Below are 16173 nucleotides of genomic sequence, written 5' to 3' on the forward strand. Positions count from 1 at the left end.
ATAAGATGACTAATCGCCGCGTTTCAAATATTATCGCTTTTCTGATGCTCGTGGTTATGTTCGTTTTGATGTTTTTTTCTTCTCTGAATGATTCTGCGGTTATGGACGAGCTGGCCCATATTCCGGCGGGCTATTCTTATCTTACTCAAAAAGATTACCGGCTTAATCCGGAACATCCGCCCTTGATAAAAGATTTGGCCGCCTTTCCGCTGTTATTTTTGAATCTTAATTTTCCAACCGATGTCCGGGCTTGGACCGAAGACATAAACGGCCAATGGGATATGGGGCGCATTTTTCTTTACGAATCGGGAAATAATCCGGACCGGATTCTTTTTTGGTCAAGACTGCCGATGATGCTTTTGGCGCTGCTCTTTGGCTGGCTGATTTTCAGCTGGTCGCGGCGCATTTATGGTGATAAAGTCGGACTGCTTACTCTTCTTTTTTTCAGCTTTTCGCCGACATTCATAGCTCATTCCAGATACGTGACCACCGACCTGGCCGCGTCTTTCGGTTTTTTTATAGCCATAGTTTCTTTCGTGCGTTATCTTGAATTGCCGGACATAAAGCGCTTAATTATTGTCGGCGCATCCTTGGGAATAGCGCTTCTTTTAAAGTTTTCTCTGGTTATTTTAATTCCCCTATTCGTTATTATAGGTGTGCTGTGGGTTTTTCTTTCCAGGCTTGATATTTTGCGTTTCGCCGAAAACAATTACAAGCGCCTGAAACTTCTTTTGGCCGGATGGCTCGGCTTATTTTTAAGGCTCGCCGTTATTTTTGCCATCGCGGGTTTGATAATCATTTTAGTTTATCAATTCCATGTTTGGAATTATCCGCAAGAGCGCCAGATCAATGATTCGGCTTTCATTTTAAGTTCCTTCGGCTTCAGGTCTGCGGTTGATCTGACTTTGTTCATGGCGGAAAAACCGATTTTAAAGGCTCTGGCTGAATATTTCCTGGGGCTTTTGATGGTTATTCAGCGCGCGGCTGGCGGAAACACCACTTATTTTTTGGGAGAGGTCGCGTCAAGCGGCTGGTGGTATTATTTCCCGATCGCCTACATATTGAAGGAACCGCTGGCGTTTTTGTTTCTTGCGGCCATTTCTGTTTTTGTTGCCATAAAATCACTTCGCCAAAGTTGTGAGAAATCGTTTGGTATCGCTCTTGAGTGGATGCGCGATAATTTTTTTCTGACAGCAAGCTTTATATTCATTGCCGTTTATTGGCTGCAATCAATGCAAAGCACCTTAAATATAGGCGTGCGCCATGTTTTGCCGACGTTCCCGTTTATTTATCTTCTGGTGTCCCGCGAATTAATGCGCTGGACCAGGTCCTATTCTTTTAATGAACCGAGGAGTTTCGGCGAATGGATTTTTTCCGTTTATGAACGCTATGTGAAATCACTGCCGCGGTATTTTTTGATAAGCTTTCTTTTATTTTGGATGATTTTAAGCGCGTTTAACTCTTTCCCGAATTATCTTTCTTACTATAACGGACTGGCTGGCGGAACAAAGCAGGGCTATAAGTACATAACGGATTCAAATTATGATTGGGGACAGGATTTAAAGCGCCTGGGCGATTTCATAGAAAAAAATAAAATAGAAAAAATAGCCGTGGATTATTTCGGCGGAGGGTCTCTTGAATACTCTCTCAAAGAAAAATTCGTGCCTTGGCAATCGGCTCTGGGAAAACCGAATATTAAAACCGGAGACCCCGAATGGTTTGCCGTATCAGCCACGATTCGACAGGGCGCCTTCGGTCAGCCGGTCAAAGGTTTTGTAAAAAAACCGGAAGATTCTTATGTCTGGCTTCAGGGCGTTGAACCGGTGGCCCGCGCGGGACAATCTATTTTTATCTATAAATTTTAGCCCCCGAAAGACGGTTTTTTACTTGCCAAAATTTATATCCTTAATTAAGAGTTCGCTGAAATGCTGGCGGTGGCCTCTTTTGGTGCGCGCCCGGGTTTTTGATTTGTAACGAAAAACTATCACCTTTTTGGCTCTTTTTACGCCCAAAAACTCGGCTTTGACTTCGGCTCCCGCCACCTTAGGACGGCCCACTTCTATTTTTGAACCGTCGCCGTATAAGAGCACATCGCCAAATTTAATTTCGTTCCCTTTTTCGGGGGCCTCAATTTTTTCCGTTTTTATTTTTTTGCCCGGCTCCACAAAATATTGTTTTCCGGCGATTCTGACTATCGCGAATTTCATATTATAAAATTTTATTCCTCGGCGTCCGGTTTGTCAATGGCTATGGGTTCAAAATCCGAGGACTCCCCGGTTATTTTCAAAAGGTCCTTATCAATTTTTTTGAATTCCGCCGACGATTTATCGTACATATTAACCGCCGTCAAAAGATGGCCGCCGAGTTTTTGGTGAAAGGTTTGATAGCTTATCAGATGCTTGGTGAGATTTCTGACCCTTTCGCCGATCATTTTCGCGGCTTCCTCGATTTTTAAAGCCCTTAATCCCTGAAGCACTGTTTGAAGGTAAGCGAGAAAGGTAGTGGGAGAGACGATTATCACTTTTTTCTGTCCGGCGGCGTATTCCACGAGATTCACGGTGTTCGCTTTTATAGAGCCGACTTTATTTATTAAAAGATCGTAGTAGACGGCTTCAGACGGTATGAACATAAAAGCGAATTCCAGCGTGCCTTCTTCCGGACGGATATATTTTGAGGTTTCCTCCACTCTTATTTTAAGGTCGTTGTAAAAAGAATTTTCATAGCGCTGTCTTTCATCCGCGGTGGAGGCCTCCAGAATGCGATTATAGTTTTCTAAACTGAATTTGGAATCAATCGGTATCAAGCCCTGTTTGGTCTTGATTATGGCATCCACCCTGCTTCCGTCCCGAAATTCGTATTGCAATTCAAAAGTGCCCGGAGGCATGACATTTTTCAAAACGGTCTCAAGATAGTATTCTCCCAGAACTCCGCGCTGTTTGGGGTTTTTCAGAATATCCTGCAAGTTTCTCAGTTGATCGGTAACGCTCATCACTTGTTTTTGCCCCTCGCTCACCTTGGTCAGTTCTTTGGTTATGTCCTGAATGAGTTTCGCGCTTTGATTTAATTGATCTCGCATGGCTTTGGTTGAATCGCCCATCTCGCCTCTTAACGCTCGCGTAAGTTCGTTTATCTGATTTTGCAATACCAAAACCGCGCCGTCGTTCTTGCCCGCGCGCTTAAAAATAAAAACCGCAATCGCTCCGAGCACTGCCCCCGCAAGAATCGCGATAACGCCAATTAAGACCGTCTGGCTCATTTGATTTATTTTAAACCGTTTTTAAACCAAAATTCCAGAAATATGAATATCGCGTATACCGCTATCAAAAATACGCCTTCGCGCCCGGAAATAAAAGTTCGGCTGTAGACGAAAATATTGAAAAGCAAAAAGGCGACAATAAAGGCGCTGGCCACGAAAAAGAACTGGCTAAGCCCGCTTATGGTTATCGGGCGTATTACGCTCACCACGCCTATGATGAAAGCCGAATTAAAAGCTATTGACCCCAGCGAATTGCCGACGGCCATTGAACCGTGTTTGGCGAGCGCGGCGCGTATGCCGAAAGCCATTTCCGGAAGAGTGGTGCCTAGAGCTACGAATACGGCTCCGAATGAAAAAATCGTAAAAGTTGCCATCGCGGCTATTTTGGTCCCCGTCCAGACTAAAGCGGCCGAACTTGCGAGGAGTACCGTAACAGCGGCAAAGAAAATTATAATATCGCGCGCGGTTCCGGTAACCGCGGCAATTCCTTTAGGCCGGTGATTGACTGTTTTGGTAAAATATTCTTTTTCGCCCAGGACATGCCAGATATATATGAAAAAAGAGATGAGCAATATCGCGCCGTCGGCCCTTGAAATTACGCCGTCCGCGCCAAGCAATAGAGGAAATAGCGAGATGATAAAAATAAGCCAGAAGTTGACCCGCGAAATCTTGCTTTCAAGTTCCACCCCCTTATGTATCAGAGACGCTATGCCTATTACCAAGGTTATATTCAAAAGGTTTGCTCCGAAAATGTTTCCGAGCGACAAACTCGGCGCGTTGCTGACCGCCGAACTTATTCCGACGAAAAGCTCGGATATGGAAGTGGCAAAACTCATCAAAATGAACGCGACCATATACTCCGAAAAACGCAGAAGTCTGGCAATGCCGGTCAGAGATTTAACCAAGGCCGAACTTGACTTTACCAAAAACAGAAATGATGCGAGGAATATGATTATCAGCCAGATTGGGTTCATAATTCCATATTATATTTATGACGGCGGCGAATAAAGAGGTATTTGGCCGTTTCTATGAGAGTCAGGTTGAAAAGACCGATTAAAACAAGCACCCCCAGGTCAAAAGGCGTTAATTTCACAACCTGAAGCAGACCGGCAATCGGTCCGAAATATAAAGCCCCGACAAGCAAAATAAGACTTATGGCGAAAGCAAAAAGCAAATAAGGATTGCTGAAAATATTTATATGCCAGAGGGATTTGCGCAGGCTTTTAAAAGAAAAAGCGAAAAAAAGAGCGTCAAGCGAAATGCCGACAAACATAATGGTTCTCAATTCTTCCAAAGGCAGTCCGTAATTATAAAGGAGTAAAAATAAAATTAAGAGAAATAAAGAAGTGATAATTCCGACCCCCAGTATTATATAAAGCATTTCTTTGTTTAAAATTCGGCGGGAGGAATTCGTCCGCGGATTTCTTTTTAAAACGTCGTTTTCTTTGGGTTCAAACGCGAAGGCAAAATTCATAAAGCCCTCTTGCACTATATTGGCCCAGAGAATTTGCGCGGGCAGTATCGGTAGAGGCAGACCGAAAACCAAAGCTCCGGAAATAAGAACTATCTCGCTGAAATTTGCGGCCAATAAATACGTGATTATCTTGCGCAAATTATCCAGAATTACCCTCCCCTCTTCTATCGCGTGGAAAATAAGACCAAAGTTGTCGTCAGTCAAAACTATTCCCGAGGATTCTTTGGCTACATCCGTTCCCGACCCCAGCGCTATGCCTATATCGGCTCTATGCAGCGCCGGAGCGTCGTTTACGCCGTCGCCGGTCATAGCCACCACTTCGTCAAGCGACTGCCACGCGCCGACAATCGCTGATTTTTGATGCGGAAGAACACGGGCAAAAATAGCGACATCCGGCACGATTTCTCTAAGTTCTTTTTCAGACATATTTTCTATTTGTCTGCCTTCAACAATTTTTACTTTGGACCAATCGTCAACCAGCCCGGCCGATTCAGCTATGGATTTCGCGGTGGAAGCATGATCTCCGGTCAGCAAAACTATTTTTATACCGGCCTCTTTCGCGCCTTTTATGGTTTTTTGGACATCCGGCCTTAAGGGGTCGCTGAAACTGATGAGTCCGAGAAACACTGTTTTTTCAAACATATGGTCTTTTTGCCTCGCGATTTCCGACCAGTGATCCCGACGATAAGCTGCCGCCAGCACTCTTTCTCCTCGCCCCGCGGATTCAAGATATATGGATGTTAATTTTTCTTTAAGTTCTTTGGTAAACGGTCCGGGCGCGCCGCCGGTAAATATTTCCGCGGACATTTCTATCAGTGTTTCCGGCGCGCCGGCGATATAAATTGCGGTTTCGTTTCCTGATTTATGCAAGGAGGCGCTGTATTTTCTTTCGGCTTCAAACGGAATAAAATCAATCCTCGGCTCGCTTTCCAAAAGTTCGCCCGGGTTTAATCCCGCCTGTATTCCGGCCTCAAGCAATGCTTTGTCTGTTGATCTCCCCTGAACGCGCCACTGATTTCGCGGGTCATCGGGATTTTCAATGAACGCCGCCGAAGCCATTATTGCTCCCTTCAGCGTTTCAAAAACGCCCCCGGAAAGATCCATATCAGTCTTGGTCGCTATTTTATCGCAAGTAGCTATTTCCACCGCCTCCATTTTCGCCTGGGTCAGAGTTCCGGTTTTATCGGTCAAAATAATACTTGTCGAACCAAGAGTTTCGGCGGCGGCAAGTTTTCGCGTAAGTCCTCCTCTACGCATAATTCTGTACATTCCCACGGCAAGCACCACGGTTACCGCGACCGGCAGTCCCTCGGGAATAATTGAAACCGCGACGGCCACGGATATAAAAAACATTTCTCCGAAATTATGCCCGCGAATAATTCCCAAAATAAAAATGGCTAAAATAACGAGGGCCGCAAACGCGCCTATCAACATTGCTATTTTTTTAATGCCTTTTTGAAAGGGCGTGGGCGATTCTTTAACCTCTTTTACCAATTTCGCTATTTTCCCGAGTTCTGTTTTTTCGCCTGTTGAAACTATGACTGCCTTGCCCCAGCCTTCGCTGACCGAAGTTCCCATCCAAATCATTGAGTTTCTTTCGGTCAAAACGGTTTTTTCATCCACGCCCTCCGGATTTTTGGCAACTGCCGCCCATTCTCCCGTCAGAATTGCCTCATTGGCTTCCAGGGCTTTTGATTCAATAATTCTTGAATCTGCCGGAATGCGGTCGCCGGATTGGACCAGTATGATATCCCCAGGCACGAGCATTGCGGTATCAATTTTTTGTTTGCGTCCGCTTCTGATAACCGTAGCGCTGGTTTTCGTCGCCAGTCTTAACTGGTCAAAAGCCAGCGAGGCGCGCCCTTCCTGAATGGCGCCGACAACGGTATTAATGGCAACCGCGATAAAAATAACGGCGGCATCGGCCTTGTTTTCAAGTAATAACGAAATAAAACCCGCGATAATAAGTATAAAAACCAGCGGGCTTTTAATTTGAGCCGATATTATTTTATAGAGTCGGAATGACGGGCGTTTTTCAAAATCATTGGGGCCGAATTTTTCAAGACGCGCCTTTGCTTCGGCCGTCTGTAAACCGTGTTCTGTGTCGGTTTCCAAAGCCGCCGCGGTTTCTTTTGGGCTGATCGCATGCCAAATTTTTTCCTGCATTGTCTTATTTTAACAATTTTAACTCAATTCGATAATCGCATTTAATCAGTTTCTTATTTTCCCAGCCAGTTTCCGGGCAAATTGCCAAAGGTCTCCCGCGCCCATGGTTATTATCAGCCGTTTGCCTTTGCCGCCGGCAAGCGTTTTTTCAGATGGCAGGCCTTTAAAGCAATTTTTATTATTTTTTTTAACGGCCCCGTAGAGCATTTCATCCATACCCTCTCCCCCTTCTATGTTTTCTCTTGCCGAAGAATAAGTGGGAACTAGAAATATCTCGTCGGCGTCCTTAAAAGCGGCGGCGAATTCGGAGAGAAGAGCTTTGGTGCGGCTGAAAGTGTGCGGCTGAAAAATAGCCGTAATTTTATGGCGCGGCCAGCGCGCTCTCACTGCTTTTAATGTCGCTGAGATCTCGGCCGGATGATGGGCGTAGTCATCCATTATCACCATATTGCCGCTTTGAGCGTAAATTTCCATTCGTCGGCGAACTCCCCGAAATTCAAGCAGCCCCTTTTTAATATTTTCATCGCTTATGTTCAATTCTTGAGTCGCCGCCAAAACCAATGTCAGATTTTTTTGGTTATGCTCTCCCAATAGATATTTGGACTTAAACCTTTTAAGAACTTTTTGGTTTAAAGGTTTCAAAATTTCGGCGTTAAAGACTTTTTTTCTTGTCTGCCGGATCAATTTTTTAAAAGCCGCGCGGTATGAAGTTCGGTCCGAAAACGTGTCAGGGTGGTCATAGTCAATATTGGTTATCAAAAGATAGGCTGGTTTAAAGTTCAAAAATTTTTTCTGGTATTCGTCGCCCTCAACAACCATCCATTCGGATTTTCCTATCCGGACGTTTGAATCCCAGGCAATCACTGTTCCTCCCACTATAACCGTGGGATCCATTCCGGCTGCCGCCATAATATGCCCCAAAAGCGCCGTGGTTGTGGTTTTTCCGTGAGACCCCGCGATCATTATGCCGATTTTTTTGTTAAAAATTTCAGACAAGGCCTCGGCGTAACTCATTTCTTTTATGCCGAGCTTTTTAGCTTTTTGTCTTTCCAGGTGATCTTCCGGATACGCGCTTGAATAAATTATCAAATCCGTTTTTGGCGTGATGTTTTTTGCTGAAAAGAGTCGGGGGGCGATTTTTAAACGTTTAAGTACCAGGTCGGTATGAAATTTTTCCTTGACATCCGAGCCGGTGATTATGGCTCCATGACTCAACAAAAGCTCGGCTAAAGCGGTCATGCCGACACCCTTCATCCCCACCATATGTATTTTTTTTTTGTAAAAATCGGTCATAAAAAGGTTATACTTTATTTATGTGGATTTTAGAAGTCACACCCATAAGCCGGTCTTTTTTGAAAGGCGGACCTTTAACCTACTTTAGCATAAAAAAGCCCGAAATCGGGGACGTGGTTGAAATTAATTTGCGCGGCAAAAATATACCGGCTCTGGTTATTTCAGGAGATAAACTTGAATCTAAAAAAGCAGCCGTAAAAAGCGGGCCGTTCGCCCTTAAAAAAATAAACAGGATTATGGTCGATAAAATGGTGAATTGCGATTTTGCTAAAATTCTTAAAGAGCTGTCCGACTATTTTATCGCCCCCAGTTCTTCAATCCTTTGTTTTTTTCTGCCTAAACCGCTTTTGAATAAAAATGTGCTTGATAAATTCGGTAAAAATACCGTGTTTTTGCCGGAAAAACCGTTATCCTCAAATTTCAAAGCATCGATTTATCAAGCCGAAAGAACCGAGAGGATAAAATATTATCGCGGCATAATTCGCGAGAGTTTAAGCCGCGGCTGTTCGGCGGCCATTCTTTTGCCTACGGTGAGCTCAGCCCAAGACGCCTTCGCCGACCTTAAAACAGGCCTTGAGGAACGCTCTTTCATTTTGCATTCTGATATGTCTAGTAAAGAAATCAGCGCCGGCTGGAAAAATATTTCTCAATCTGCCCAACCGATAGTGCTGGTGGGCACTGCCCTGATTCTCCCCGTTTTGCGCCAAGATACCGGAGTGTTGGTGGTGGAAGAGGAATCAAACGAGCATTATTATCATTCTTTGCGCCGGCCGTTTTTTGATCTGCGTAAAGCGGCTGAGCTGATGGCCAAAAAAATGGGGTTGCATCTTGTTTTCGGTGATATCATTTTGCGTCTTGATTCCGGCACGCATAGCCATGAATATCCGGGACGTTTGCTTTCTTCGGCTGAAAGTAAAATAATTGACGTCGGAAAGCCTTCGGCCGAAGGGTTTAAAATTTTCAGTCCGGAAATTACTGATCTTTTATCCCGAGTCATAGCCAAACAGGAATCAGTTATTTTAATCGGCCACAGGCGCGGCTTCAGCCCGACGACTTTGTGCCAGGATTGCGGGCAAACCGTTGTCTGCCCGAATTGTTCAAGTCCTTTAGTTTTGCACGGCCAAGAACAAATAAGAAAACGTTTTTTTTGCCATTATTGTTTAAAGAAAGAGGAAGTGATGGAGCGCTGTCCGAATTGTTCCAGCTGGAAACTGGCAAGTTACGGCGTGGGCGTGGAAAAATTGGGTGAGGAGCTTAAAAGGTTGTATCCTAAAGTCAAACTATTCAGGTTTGACCGGGATGCGGTTAAATCAAGAAAAGAAGCGTTAAGCATAAAACAAGAATTTCTGGACAGCCCGGGAAGCATAATGGTCGCAACCGAAATATTTTTAAATTATTTTCGGAATCCCCTGCCTCATATTATTATTGCGGCAATGGACGGATTATTTTCATTGCCGGATTACCGGATGCATGAGCGAATAATGAGTTTTCTTATTCGTCTGCGCTCGCTCGCGCAAAAAACATTCACTATCCAGACGCGCTTGCCGAATCACCCCGTTTTTAGTTACGTCGTTTCAGGAAACATATTCGGTTTTCAAAACGACGAATTGGAAGAACGCCGCAAACTTCGCTATCCGCCGGCAGTGGATTTGCTCAAAATAACTTATCAAGACCAAAACCGCCAAAAACTTATCGCGAATATTTCGGCCCTGGCAAAAAAAATCAGAACCGGCGAAACAGTAAAAAATCAGAATTTTGAATGTGTTGATTTCCCCGCTTTTGTCATGCGTATCCGAGGGCGTTTTCGCTGGCACATGCTTTTAAAACTTGAAAGGGGCAGCTGGCCCGAAAAGCATCCGAAAATAGCGGAAATCCTTAAAAACCTGCCGCCGTCATGGGCTATTCAGATTGACCCGCCAAGTCTTCTTTAAAGTTTTAACAATTAACCGCCGGTTTGTAGCCAAGGCTTTCGGCTTCCTCGCGCGAAGAAAACCATATTTTATTTTCTTCTTTAATCCTTTTAGCGCCCGCGCAAGACGGCAAATAGTAAGCCAAACCGTTCTTTGACGCCATAAAAACTGCCGCTTCTTGGGCGATATCGGAAATGGCAACCGGCTTGTTGGAAGTCGTCCGCTCCTCAACGGTTATTGATTCTTCTTTTTGCAGGGTATAAGACAGCCTTCCCAGCCCGAAGCCGATTAAAGCAATTAAAAGGAAACTTACGGCCACATTGACTTTTTCTTTATCCTCGGATAACATATTATAATCGTATATTTGATTTAGGATTTAGGGTTTATTTTATTATGGCACATACCAAAGCGCAAGGATCGGCTAAGAATCTAAGAGATTCCAAGCCCAAATATCTGGGAGTGAAGTTAAGCGACGGCGAGTCAGCCTTAAGGGGTAATGTAATTATACGCCAGCGCGGTCTACGATATCTTGCCGGAAAAAATGTCGGCATCGGAAAAGACCACACCCTTTTCGCGTTAGACGACGGCCGAGTTAAATTTGAGAACAAAAGAAAAACCGGCTTCAACGGAAAAATTAAAGTTAAAAAAGTCGTCAGCGTGATTTAACCTCGTTTTCGCGCCGCTTTTATAAATTCGTTGAAAAGAGGGTGGGGTCCGAAAGGCCTTGATTTTAATTCCGGATGAAATTGGACTCCGACAAAAAACGGATGGTCTTTAATTTCTATGATTTCCACCAGATTTCTTTGAGGGTTGACGCCGGCCACGACCAGTCCCAGACTTTCAAGTTTTTCGCGAAAATCATTATTAAATTCATAGCGATGCCGGTGACGCTCCACTATATTTTTTTCTCCGTAAGCCCGCGCGCTTATCGTTTCCGGCCTGATTTCACAGGGATACGCGCCGAGCCGCATGGTTGCCCCGAATTTGGCGTCGTTCAGATTTTTTTCCTGCTCCGCCAAAGTCGAAATAATCGGGCAGGGAGTTTTTGGATCTATCTCGGTAGATGAAGCGTGGCGCAATTTAGCGCGGGATCTCGCGAATTCAATGGTCGCGAGCTGCATTCCGTAGCAAAGTCCGAGAAACGGTATTTTTTTGCGCCGGGCAACGCCTATAGTTTTTATTTTGCCTTCAACTCCGCGGTTACCAAACCCTCCCGGCACGATTAATCCCGACATTTTATCAAGCTCCGATAATTTTTTAGGATTTCGTTCGTATTCTTCGGCATCCAGCCAGTGGATTACGGGTTTTAGATTATTATGCCAGGATGCGTGTTTGATCGCTTCAATTACTGAAATATACGAATCGGTGAGCGTAAATCGTCCGGTTGAAAAATATTTGCCGACAATGCCGATTTTAATTTCTTTTCGGGTTTGTTTTATTTTTCGGCTCAATTTTGACCAATCGGCAAGCAAACGCTTTTTTTTGGGCAGGCCAAATTTAGCAAGAATTCGTTCGCTTAGTTTGCCCTTTTCAAAATTTAAAGGAATTTCGTAAATGCTTTTTACGTCCGGCGCCGAAATGATGTCCTCATCTTTTATATTGCAAAAAGCCGCGATTTTGCGTTTTCTGGGCTGGTCCAAAGGCACAACCGAACGGGCGATTATCATATCGGGTTGTATCCCCGCGGAGTTCAGGGCGCGAACCGCGTGCTGGGTTGGTTTGGTTTTCATCTCGCCTATCATATGCGGCACGGGCAGGTAACTAACGACGATAAAAATAACTTTATCGGGATGGCGAAGGCGCATCATGCGGCTGGCTTCAAAAAATATAAGATTCTGATACTCGCCTATCGTTCCTCCGATTTCCACCATCATAAAGTCGGCTTTGCTTTTTTGGGCCGCCAGTTCAATCCGGCCGATAACTTCTTCGGGAATATGCGGAACGGTTTCAACGCATCGCCCGCCGTAACCCAGGGCCCGCTCGCGGTTGATGACTTCCTGATAAACCTGCCCCGAAGTCATATAATTATGGCGGTACATATTTTCATCAAGAAATCTTTCATAGTTGCCGATGTCCTGGTCGCATTCCAAACCGTCATCGGTTACAAAAACCTCTCCGTGTTCCACCGGATTCATAGTGCCCGCGTCCACGTTAAGATACGGGTCTATTTTTATACAGCTTACGCGATATCCGCAGTTTTTAAGAATCGTCGCGATGGCCGCGGTGGAAACGCCCTTGCCGATTCCCGACATCACGCCTCCGGCAATAAAAATGAATCTGGCCATTTTAATTTTTATCCTCTTTTTTCATTTTTTCTGTTTTATCTTCTTTTGTCTTCACTGCGATTTTAATTTTTCCCGAAATTTCCCCTCTTTTTGCTTCAATTTCATGAATCCCGATTTTTTTAATCGGTTCTTTTATCAATAAATCCTCCTCTTTGATTTTTTCAATTCCCGATTTTTTCAATGAAGCCAAAATTTGTTTCGCGCTCACGGCTCTAAAAAGCCCGCCTTGCTCATTCGCTTTGGCCTCAATGACTATATTTTTATCCTTGAGATTTTTAAGGGCTGTTTCAAAAGCCGAGGCCTCCAAGATATGGGCTGATTCGCGCTGTTTTCTTAACGCTTCGGCTTCCTGCAAAACGTCGGGTGTCAGCAATTTCGCGAGCCCCCGCGCCAGAAGAAAGTTCCGGCCATAACCGTCTTTAACTTCTTTAATGTCGCCTTTTTGTCCCAGTTGCGCCACATCCTGTAATAATAAAACCTTCATAATTTCTAATTATTCTAATTGTTCTAATTATTCTAATCAATACTTTTGGACATTAGTATTTCAATCGCTTTATCCAGCTGCGGGTCAACTGATTCGTTTTCTTCTTTGGCAGGTTCTATCGTGAAATCCGGCTCAAGCCCGTTTTCGGAAATTGAATCCCCTTTTGGCGTAAGCCAGCGGGCAATGGTAACTTTTAAGGACGTTTCAGCCGTTACCGGCACCAATTCCTGCACCGAGCCCTTGCCGAAAGTTTTTGTTCCCACTATTTTAGCTACGCCGTTATCCCGCAAAGCGCCGGCTAAAATTTCAGACGCCGAAGCAGAGCCCCCGTTCACCAAAACCGCTATAGGTTCGCCGTTAAAAATGTTATATCCTCTTGAACGATGTATTTTCTCGCCTTCGCGCCCAAAATTTTCTATGACCACGGTTTTGCCCGCGGGCAAAAACCAGCTGGCAATGTCCACTGACGCTTCAAGATATCCCCCGGGATTATTGCGTAAATCAAGAATAAGTTTTGAACTTCCCGAATCAGCCATTTCGCGAAGAGCTTGGCGAAAAGCCTCGGGAGAACGCTCTGAAAAGCTGTAAAGCCGGATTATGAAAATTCCGTCCGGTCTTTTTTCGGTGTCAATAAGCGGAATTTGGATTGTGTCGCGCCATATTTCAATCTCTTTGGTTGAATCTTCGCCGTTTCTAAGTACGGTTAATTTTATGACAGAACCTTTCGGGCCGCGGATTTTTTGCACCGCTTCGTTTAAAGTCAGTTCGGCTGTTGATTCGTCACCGATTTTAATTATTTTGTCTCCCGATTTTATTCCGGCTTTATACGCCGGAGTGTTTTTCAACGGCGCAATAACGGTTAAAACTCCCTTTCTCATTCCGATTTCCATTCCAACGCCTTCAAAATCTCCGCGGATTTCATCTTCAAAAGATTTATTTTCAACCGGCGGAAAAAATACGGTGTAAGGATCTTCCAAAGACGCGGCTAATCCCTCAATGGAACCCCAGATCATTTTTTGACGGTCAACGCCGTCCGAGGAAACATATTTTTCTTCAATAGTCCGCCACGCTCTCCAGAAAGGAGAAAAATCAATCTCCGGCCCCGGAGCTATTTCGGGATTTTTGCCTAAAACGGCGAGTACCCTCTCAACCTCCGGCCGATTTTCATAGCCGACAAACGCGCCAAAACCAAACGAAGCGGCAACGACGATTAATCCCGCGAAAAACAAAACGATTTTTTTGGATAAAGACAGATTCATGGCGAATAATTTATATTTATCTTATACTACTATTGTCCCCGTATCAACCGCAATTAAACAATGAAACTTTTCAATTTTTTAACCCGCAAAACAGAAATTTTTAAGCCCGCTAAAGGTAAAATCGCGCGTATTTACGCCTGCGGCCCCACTGTCTACAATTTTGCCCACATAGGCAATCTGCGCACTTATATTTTTGAAGATATTATGCGCCGCGCGATGGAGCTGGACGGTTTTAAAGTAAAATTGGCGATGAATATCACGGATGTTGACGATAAAATTATTCGGGAGGCCAACAAAGCCCGAAAAACCATTTTTGAATTTGTTCAACCTTACGAGCGCGCTTTTTTTGAAGATTTAAAACTTTTGAATATTAAACCGGCTGATATTTATCCCAAAGCCACCGGGCACGTCAAAGAAATGACCGGTTTAATAAATAAACTTCTGAAAAGGGGCCTCGCTTACGAATCCGACGGCTCAATTTATTTTGATATTTCAAAATTTAAGAATTACGGCCGCTTAAGCCGTATTAAACCCCTAAACCTTAAAACCTTGAAACAATCGCGTCGCTCAAGAATTGACGCCGATGAGTATTCCAAAGATGAAATTGAAGACTTTGTTTTATGGAAGACAGCCAAAGCGGGCGAACCTTTCTGGCCCGTAAAATTCCGACTCGGAAATTCGCCACCCAAGTTGATAAAAGGAAGACCCGGCTGGCATATTGAGTGTTCCGCGATGAGCGCGAAATATTTAGGTACAACTTTTGACATTCATGCCGGCGCCGTTGACCTTTTGTTTCCGCATCACGAAAACGAAATTGCCCAATCCGAGGGGGCAACCGGAAAACCGTTTGTCAGATTTTTTGTTGAAGGCGAGCATCTTTTGGTTGACGGCGGAAAAATGTCGAAATCTCTTGGAAATATTTATACTCTGCGCGATCTGGAAAAACGCGGCTTTGACCCGCTTGCCTTTCGCTATCTTGTTTTAGCCAGCCATTATCGTTCAAAATTGAATTTTACCTGGAATTCTCTTAAAGCCGCTAAAAATGCGCTTGAAAGAATAAAAAACAAAATTTTGGAAATAGGACAATCTACAAGAATTAAAAACAATTTGAAATTTAGGGACGCGTTCAAAAAACTCATATTAAACGATTTGGATACACCCAAAGCCCTTGCGGTTTTTTGGAAAAATTTTAACGAGTTGTCGCTTGCGGATATTTTGTGGGCCGACCGGATTTTGGGATTAAACCTTGAGGTCTTGAAACCTTTGAACATTCCGGCCGAAGTTAAAAAACTTGCTCAAGATCGTGAAAAAGCGCGTAAAGTAAAAGATTGGAAAAAAGCCGATCAAATCCGCGCCGAAATCCAAAAACTCGGCTGGTCGCTTGACGACACCCCCAAAGGCCCAATAATTAAACCCTTTAACTTTTCAACTTTGTAACCCTGTAACCTTGAAACCTTGTAACCTTTTAACTTTGTAACCTTTAAACCTTGCATTTTTAAGGCCTGCCATGCTAACCTTTTCGTATTATGTCTTCCGTAAAGCGTTTCGAAGACCTCGCCTGCTGGCAGCAAGCGCGGGAGCTCACTAATTTTATTTACAATTTAACTTCTAAACCCGAGTTTAAACGCGACTATGGTTTGTCCAACCAAATCCAGCGCGCGTCGGTTTCGGTAATGTCCAACATTTCGGAGGGTTTTGAGCGCGGAACAACGCCCGACTTCATTCATTTTCTTTATATCGCCAAAGGTTCTGCAGGCGAGGTTCGTAATCAATTATATGTCGCAAAAGACCTCGGCTATATCAGCGAAGAAGCGTTGAATAAAGGCTTAAATATGGCAAAGCGCATAGCCGGAACAATTTTTAACTTTATAGAAAGTTTAAAGGTTTCAAAGTTTAAAGGGCAGAGATTTGCTACAAAAGAAATGATGGAAGCGCAAAAGAAAAAAGAAGAATTTATAAAAGAGATGCGGAAAATCTACCCCGATTTTAAATAATTTTTAACCTCGCAAAGACTTTTAAACCTTGTAACTATGTAACCTTTTAACC

At 44.1% G+C, this 16173-nt stretch carries 14 protein-coding genes; 5 read left to right on the plus strand and 9 right to left on the minus strand.

The window, feature by feature from the left end:
* Positions 1–5: 5 nt before the first annotated feature.
* Positions 6–1865 (plus strand): glycosyltransferase family 39 protein, encoded by a 1860-nt coding sequence (locus HYY55_00685; GenBank protein QQG46349.1) that lies wholly within the window; start codon positions 6–8, stop codon positions 1863–1865.
* An 18-nt stretch (positions 1866–1883) separates the two neighbouring features.
* On the opposite strand, the gene rplU is transcribed toward HYY55_00685, so the two are convergent.
* Genes rplU through HYY55_00710 form a run of 5 tightly spaced genes read right to left on the minus strand, consistent with a single transcriptional unit; the run spans position 1884 to position 8189 of the window.
* The gene (gene rplU, locus HYY55_00690; protein QQG46350.1) at positions 1884–2207 is read right to left on the minus strand and encodes a 50S ribosomal protein L21; all 324 of its coding nucleotides are present in this window, start codon (positions 2205–2207) and stop codon (positions 1884–1886) included.
* Between the two features lie 11 nt (positions 2208–2218).
* Positions 2219–3256: a DNA recombination protein RmuC gene (locus HYY55_00695; GenBank protein ID QQG46351.1), complete on the minus strand. Its 1038-nt coding sequence runs from the start codon at positions 3254–3256 to the stop codon at positions 2219–2221.
* Between the two features lie 5 nt (positions 3257–3261).
* Positions 3262–4230, minus strand: coding sequence for a sodium:calcium antiporter (locus HYY55_00700; GenBank protein ID QQG46352.1), 969 nt, complete (start codon positions 4228–4230; stop codon positions 3262–3264).
* Complete coding sequence (locus HYY55_00705; protein QQG46353.1) at positions 4227–6896, minus strand: HAD-IC family P-type ATPase; 2670 nt, start codon at positions 6894–6896, stop codon at positions 4227–4229. The genes HYY55_00700 and HYY55_00705 overlap by 4 nt, the downstream gene beginning before the upstream one ends.
* Positions 6897–6941: 45 nt before the next feature.
* Positions 6942–8189 (minus strand): UDP-N-acetylmuramate--L-alanine ligase, encoded by a 1248-nt coding sequence (locus HYY55_00710; protein ID QQG46354.1) that lies wholly within the window; start codon positions 8187–8189, stop codon positions 6942–6944.
* Positions 8190–8209: 20 nt separating this feature from the next.
* Here HYY55_00710 and priA point away from each other — a divergent pair, with 20 nt between their 5' ends.
* Positions 8210–10120, plus strand: coding sequence for a primosomal protein N' (gene priA, locus HYY55_00715; protein ID QQG46355.1), 1911 nt, complete (start codon positions 8210–8212; stop codon positions 10118–10120).
* A 4-nt stretch (positions 10121–10124) separates the two neighbouring features.
* Here priA and HYY55_00720 read toward each other — a convergent pair whose 3' ends face one another.
* Positions 10125–10448: a hypothetical protein gene (locus tag HYY55_00720; protein QQG46356.1), complete on the minus strand. Its 324-nt coding sequence runs from the start codon at positions 10446–10448 to the stop codon at positions 10125–10127.
* Between the two features lie 44 nt (positions 10449–10492).
* Between HYY55_00720 and rpmA the strand changes: the two genes are divergently transcribed.
* The gene (rpmA, locus tag HYY55_00725) at positions 10493–10765 is read left to right on the plus strand and encodes a 50S ribosomal protein L27 (protein QQG46357.1); all 273 of its coding nucleotides are present in this window, start codon (positions 10493–10495) and stop codon (positions 10763–10765) included.
* On the opposite strand, the gene HYY55_00730 is transcribed toward rpmA, so the two are convergent.
* The 3 genes from HYY55_00730 to HYY55_00740 are packed head-to-tail and all read right to left on the minus strand — an operon-like array spanning position 10762 to position 14127.
* On the minus strand, positions 10762–12384 hold the full coding sequence (locus tag HYY55_00730; protein ID QQG46358.1) for a CTP synthase: 1623 nt from the start codon (positions 12382–12384) through the stop codon (positions 10762–10764). The genes rpmA and HYY55_00730 overlap by 4 nt on opposite strands.
* A 1-nt stretch (position 12385) precedes the next feature.
* The gene (gene rplI, locus HYY55_00735) at positions 12386–12868 is read right to left on the minus strand and encodes a 50S ribosomal protein L9 (protein QQG46359.1); all 483 of its coding nucleotides are present in this window, start codon (positions 12866–12868) and stop codon (positions 12386–12388) included.
* Positions 12869–12900: 32 nt separating this feature from the next.
* Positions 12901–14127, minus strand: coding sequence for a S41 family peptidase (locus tag HYY55_00740; GenBank protein QQG46360.1), 1227 nt, complete (start codon positions 14125–14127; stop codon positions 12901–12903).
* 60 nt (positions 14128–14187) lie between these two features.
* On the opposite strand from HYY55_00740, the gene HYY55_00745 reads away from it, so the two are divergent.
* Together HYY55_00745 and HYY55_00750 are read left to right on the plus strand one after the other, a co-directional pair.
* Positions 14188–15564 (plus strand): cysteine--tRNA ligase, encoded by a 1377-nt coding sequence (locus HYY55_00745; protein QQG46361.1) that lies wholly within the window; start codon positions 14188–14190, stop codon positions 15562–15564.
* 89 nt (positions 15565–15653) lie between these two features.
* Complete coding sequence (locus HYY55_00750) at positions 15654–16121, plus strand: four helix bundle protein (GenBank protein QQG46362.1); 468 nt, start codon at positions 15654–15656, stop codon at positions 16119–16121.
* Positions 16122–16173 lie beyond the last annotated feature (52 nt).

The organism is Candidatus Niyogibacteria bacterium, from assembly GCA_016432485.1.
In the GTDB taxonomy this organism is placed as follows: Bacteria; Patescibacteriota; Minisyncoccia; order HO2-45-28; family HO2-45-28; genus HO2-45-28.

Excerpts from the sequence above, each read along its gene's own strand:
- HYY55_00685 (QQG46349.1), top strand. The coding sequence starts at position 6 with ATGACTAATCGCCGCGTTTCAAATATTATCGCTTTTCTGATGCTCGTG.
- rplU (QQG46350.1), bottom strand. The coding sequence starts at position 2,207 with ATGAAATTCGCGATAGTCAGAATCGCCGGAAAACAATATTTTGTGGAG.
- HYY55_00695 (QQG46351.1), bottom strand. The coding sequence starts at position 3,256 with ATGAGCCAGACGGTCTTAATTGGCGTTATCGCGATTCTTGCGGGGGCA.
- HYY55_00700 (QQG46352.1), bottom strand. The coding sequence starts at position 4,230 with ATGAACCCAATCTGGCTGATAATCATATTCCTCGCATCATTTCTGTTT.
- HYY55_00705 (QQG46353.1), bottom strand. The coding sequence starts at position 6,896 with ATGCAGGAAAAAATTTGGCATGCGATCAGCCCAAAAGAAACCGCGGCG.
- HYY55_00710 (QQG46354.1), bottom strand. The coding sequence starts at position 8,189 with ATGACCGATTTTTACAAAAAAAAAATACATATGGTGGGGATGAAGGGT.
- priA (QQG46355.1), top strand. The coding sequence starts at position 8,210 with ATGTGGATTTTAGAAGTCACACCCATAAGCCGGTCTTTTTTGAAAGGC.
- HYY55_00720 (QQG46356.1), bottom strand. The coding sequence starts at position 10,448 with ATGTTATCCGAGGATAAAGAAAAAGTCAATGTGGCCGTAAGTTTCCTT.
- rpmA (QQG46357.1), top strand. The coding sequence starts at position 10,493 with ATGGCACATACCAAAGCGCAAGGATCGGCTAAGAATCTAAGAGATTCC.
- HYY55_00730 (QQG46358.1), bottom strand. The coding sequence starts at position 12,384 with ATGGCCAGATTCATTTTTATTGCCGGAGGCGTGATGTCGGGAATCGGC.
- rplI (QQG46359.1), bottom strand. The coding sequence starts at position 12,868 with ATGAAGGTTTTATTATTACAGGATGTGGCGCAACTGGGACAAAAAGGC.
- HYY55_00740 (QQG46360.1), bottom strand. The coding sequence starts at position 14,127 with ATGAATCTGTCTTTATCCAAAAAAATCGTTTTGTTTTTCGCGGGATTA.
- HYY55_00745 (QQG46361.1), top strand. The coding sequence starts at position 14,188 with ATGAAACTTTTCAATTTTTTAACCCGCAAAACAGAAATTTTTAAGCCC.
- HYY55_00750 (QQG46362.1), top strand. The coding sequence starts at position 15,654 with ATGTCTTCCGTAAAGCGTTTCGAAGACCTCGCCTGCTGGCAGCAAGCG.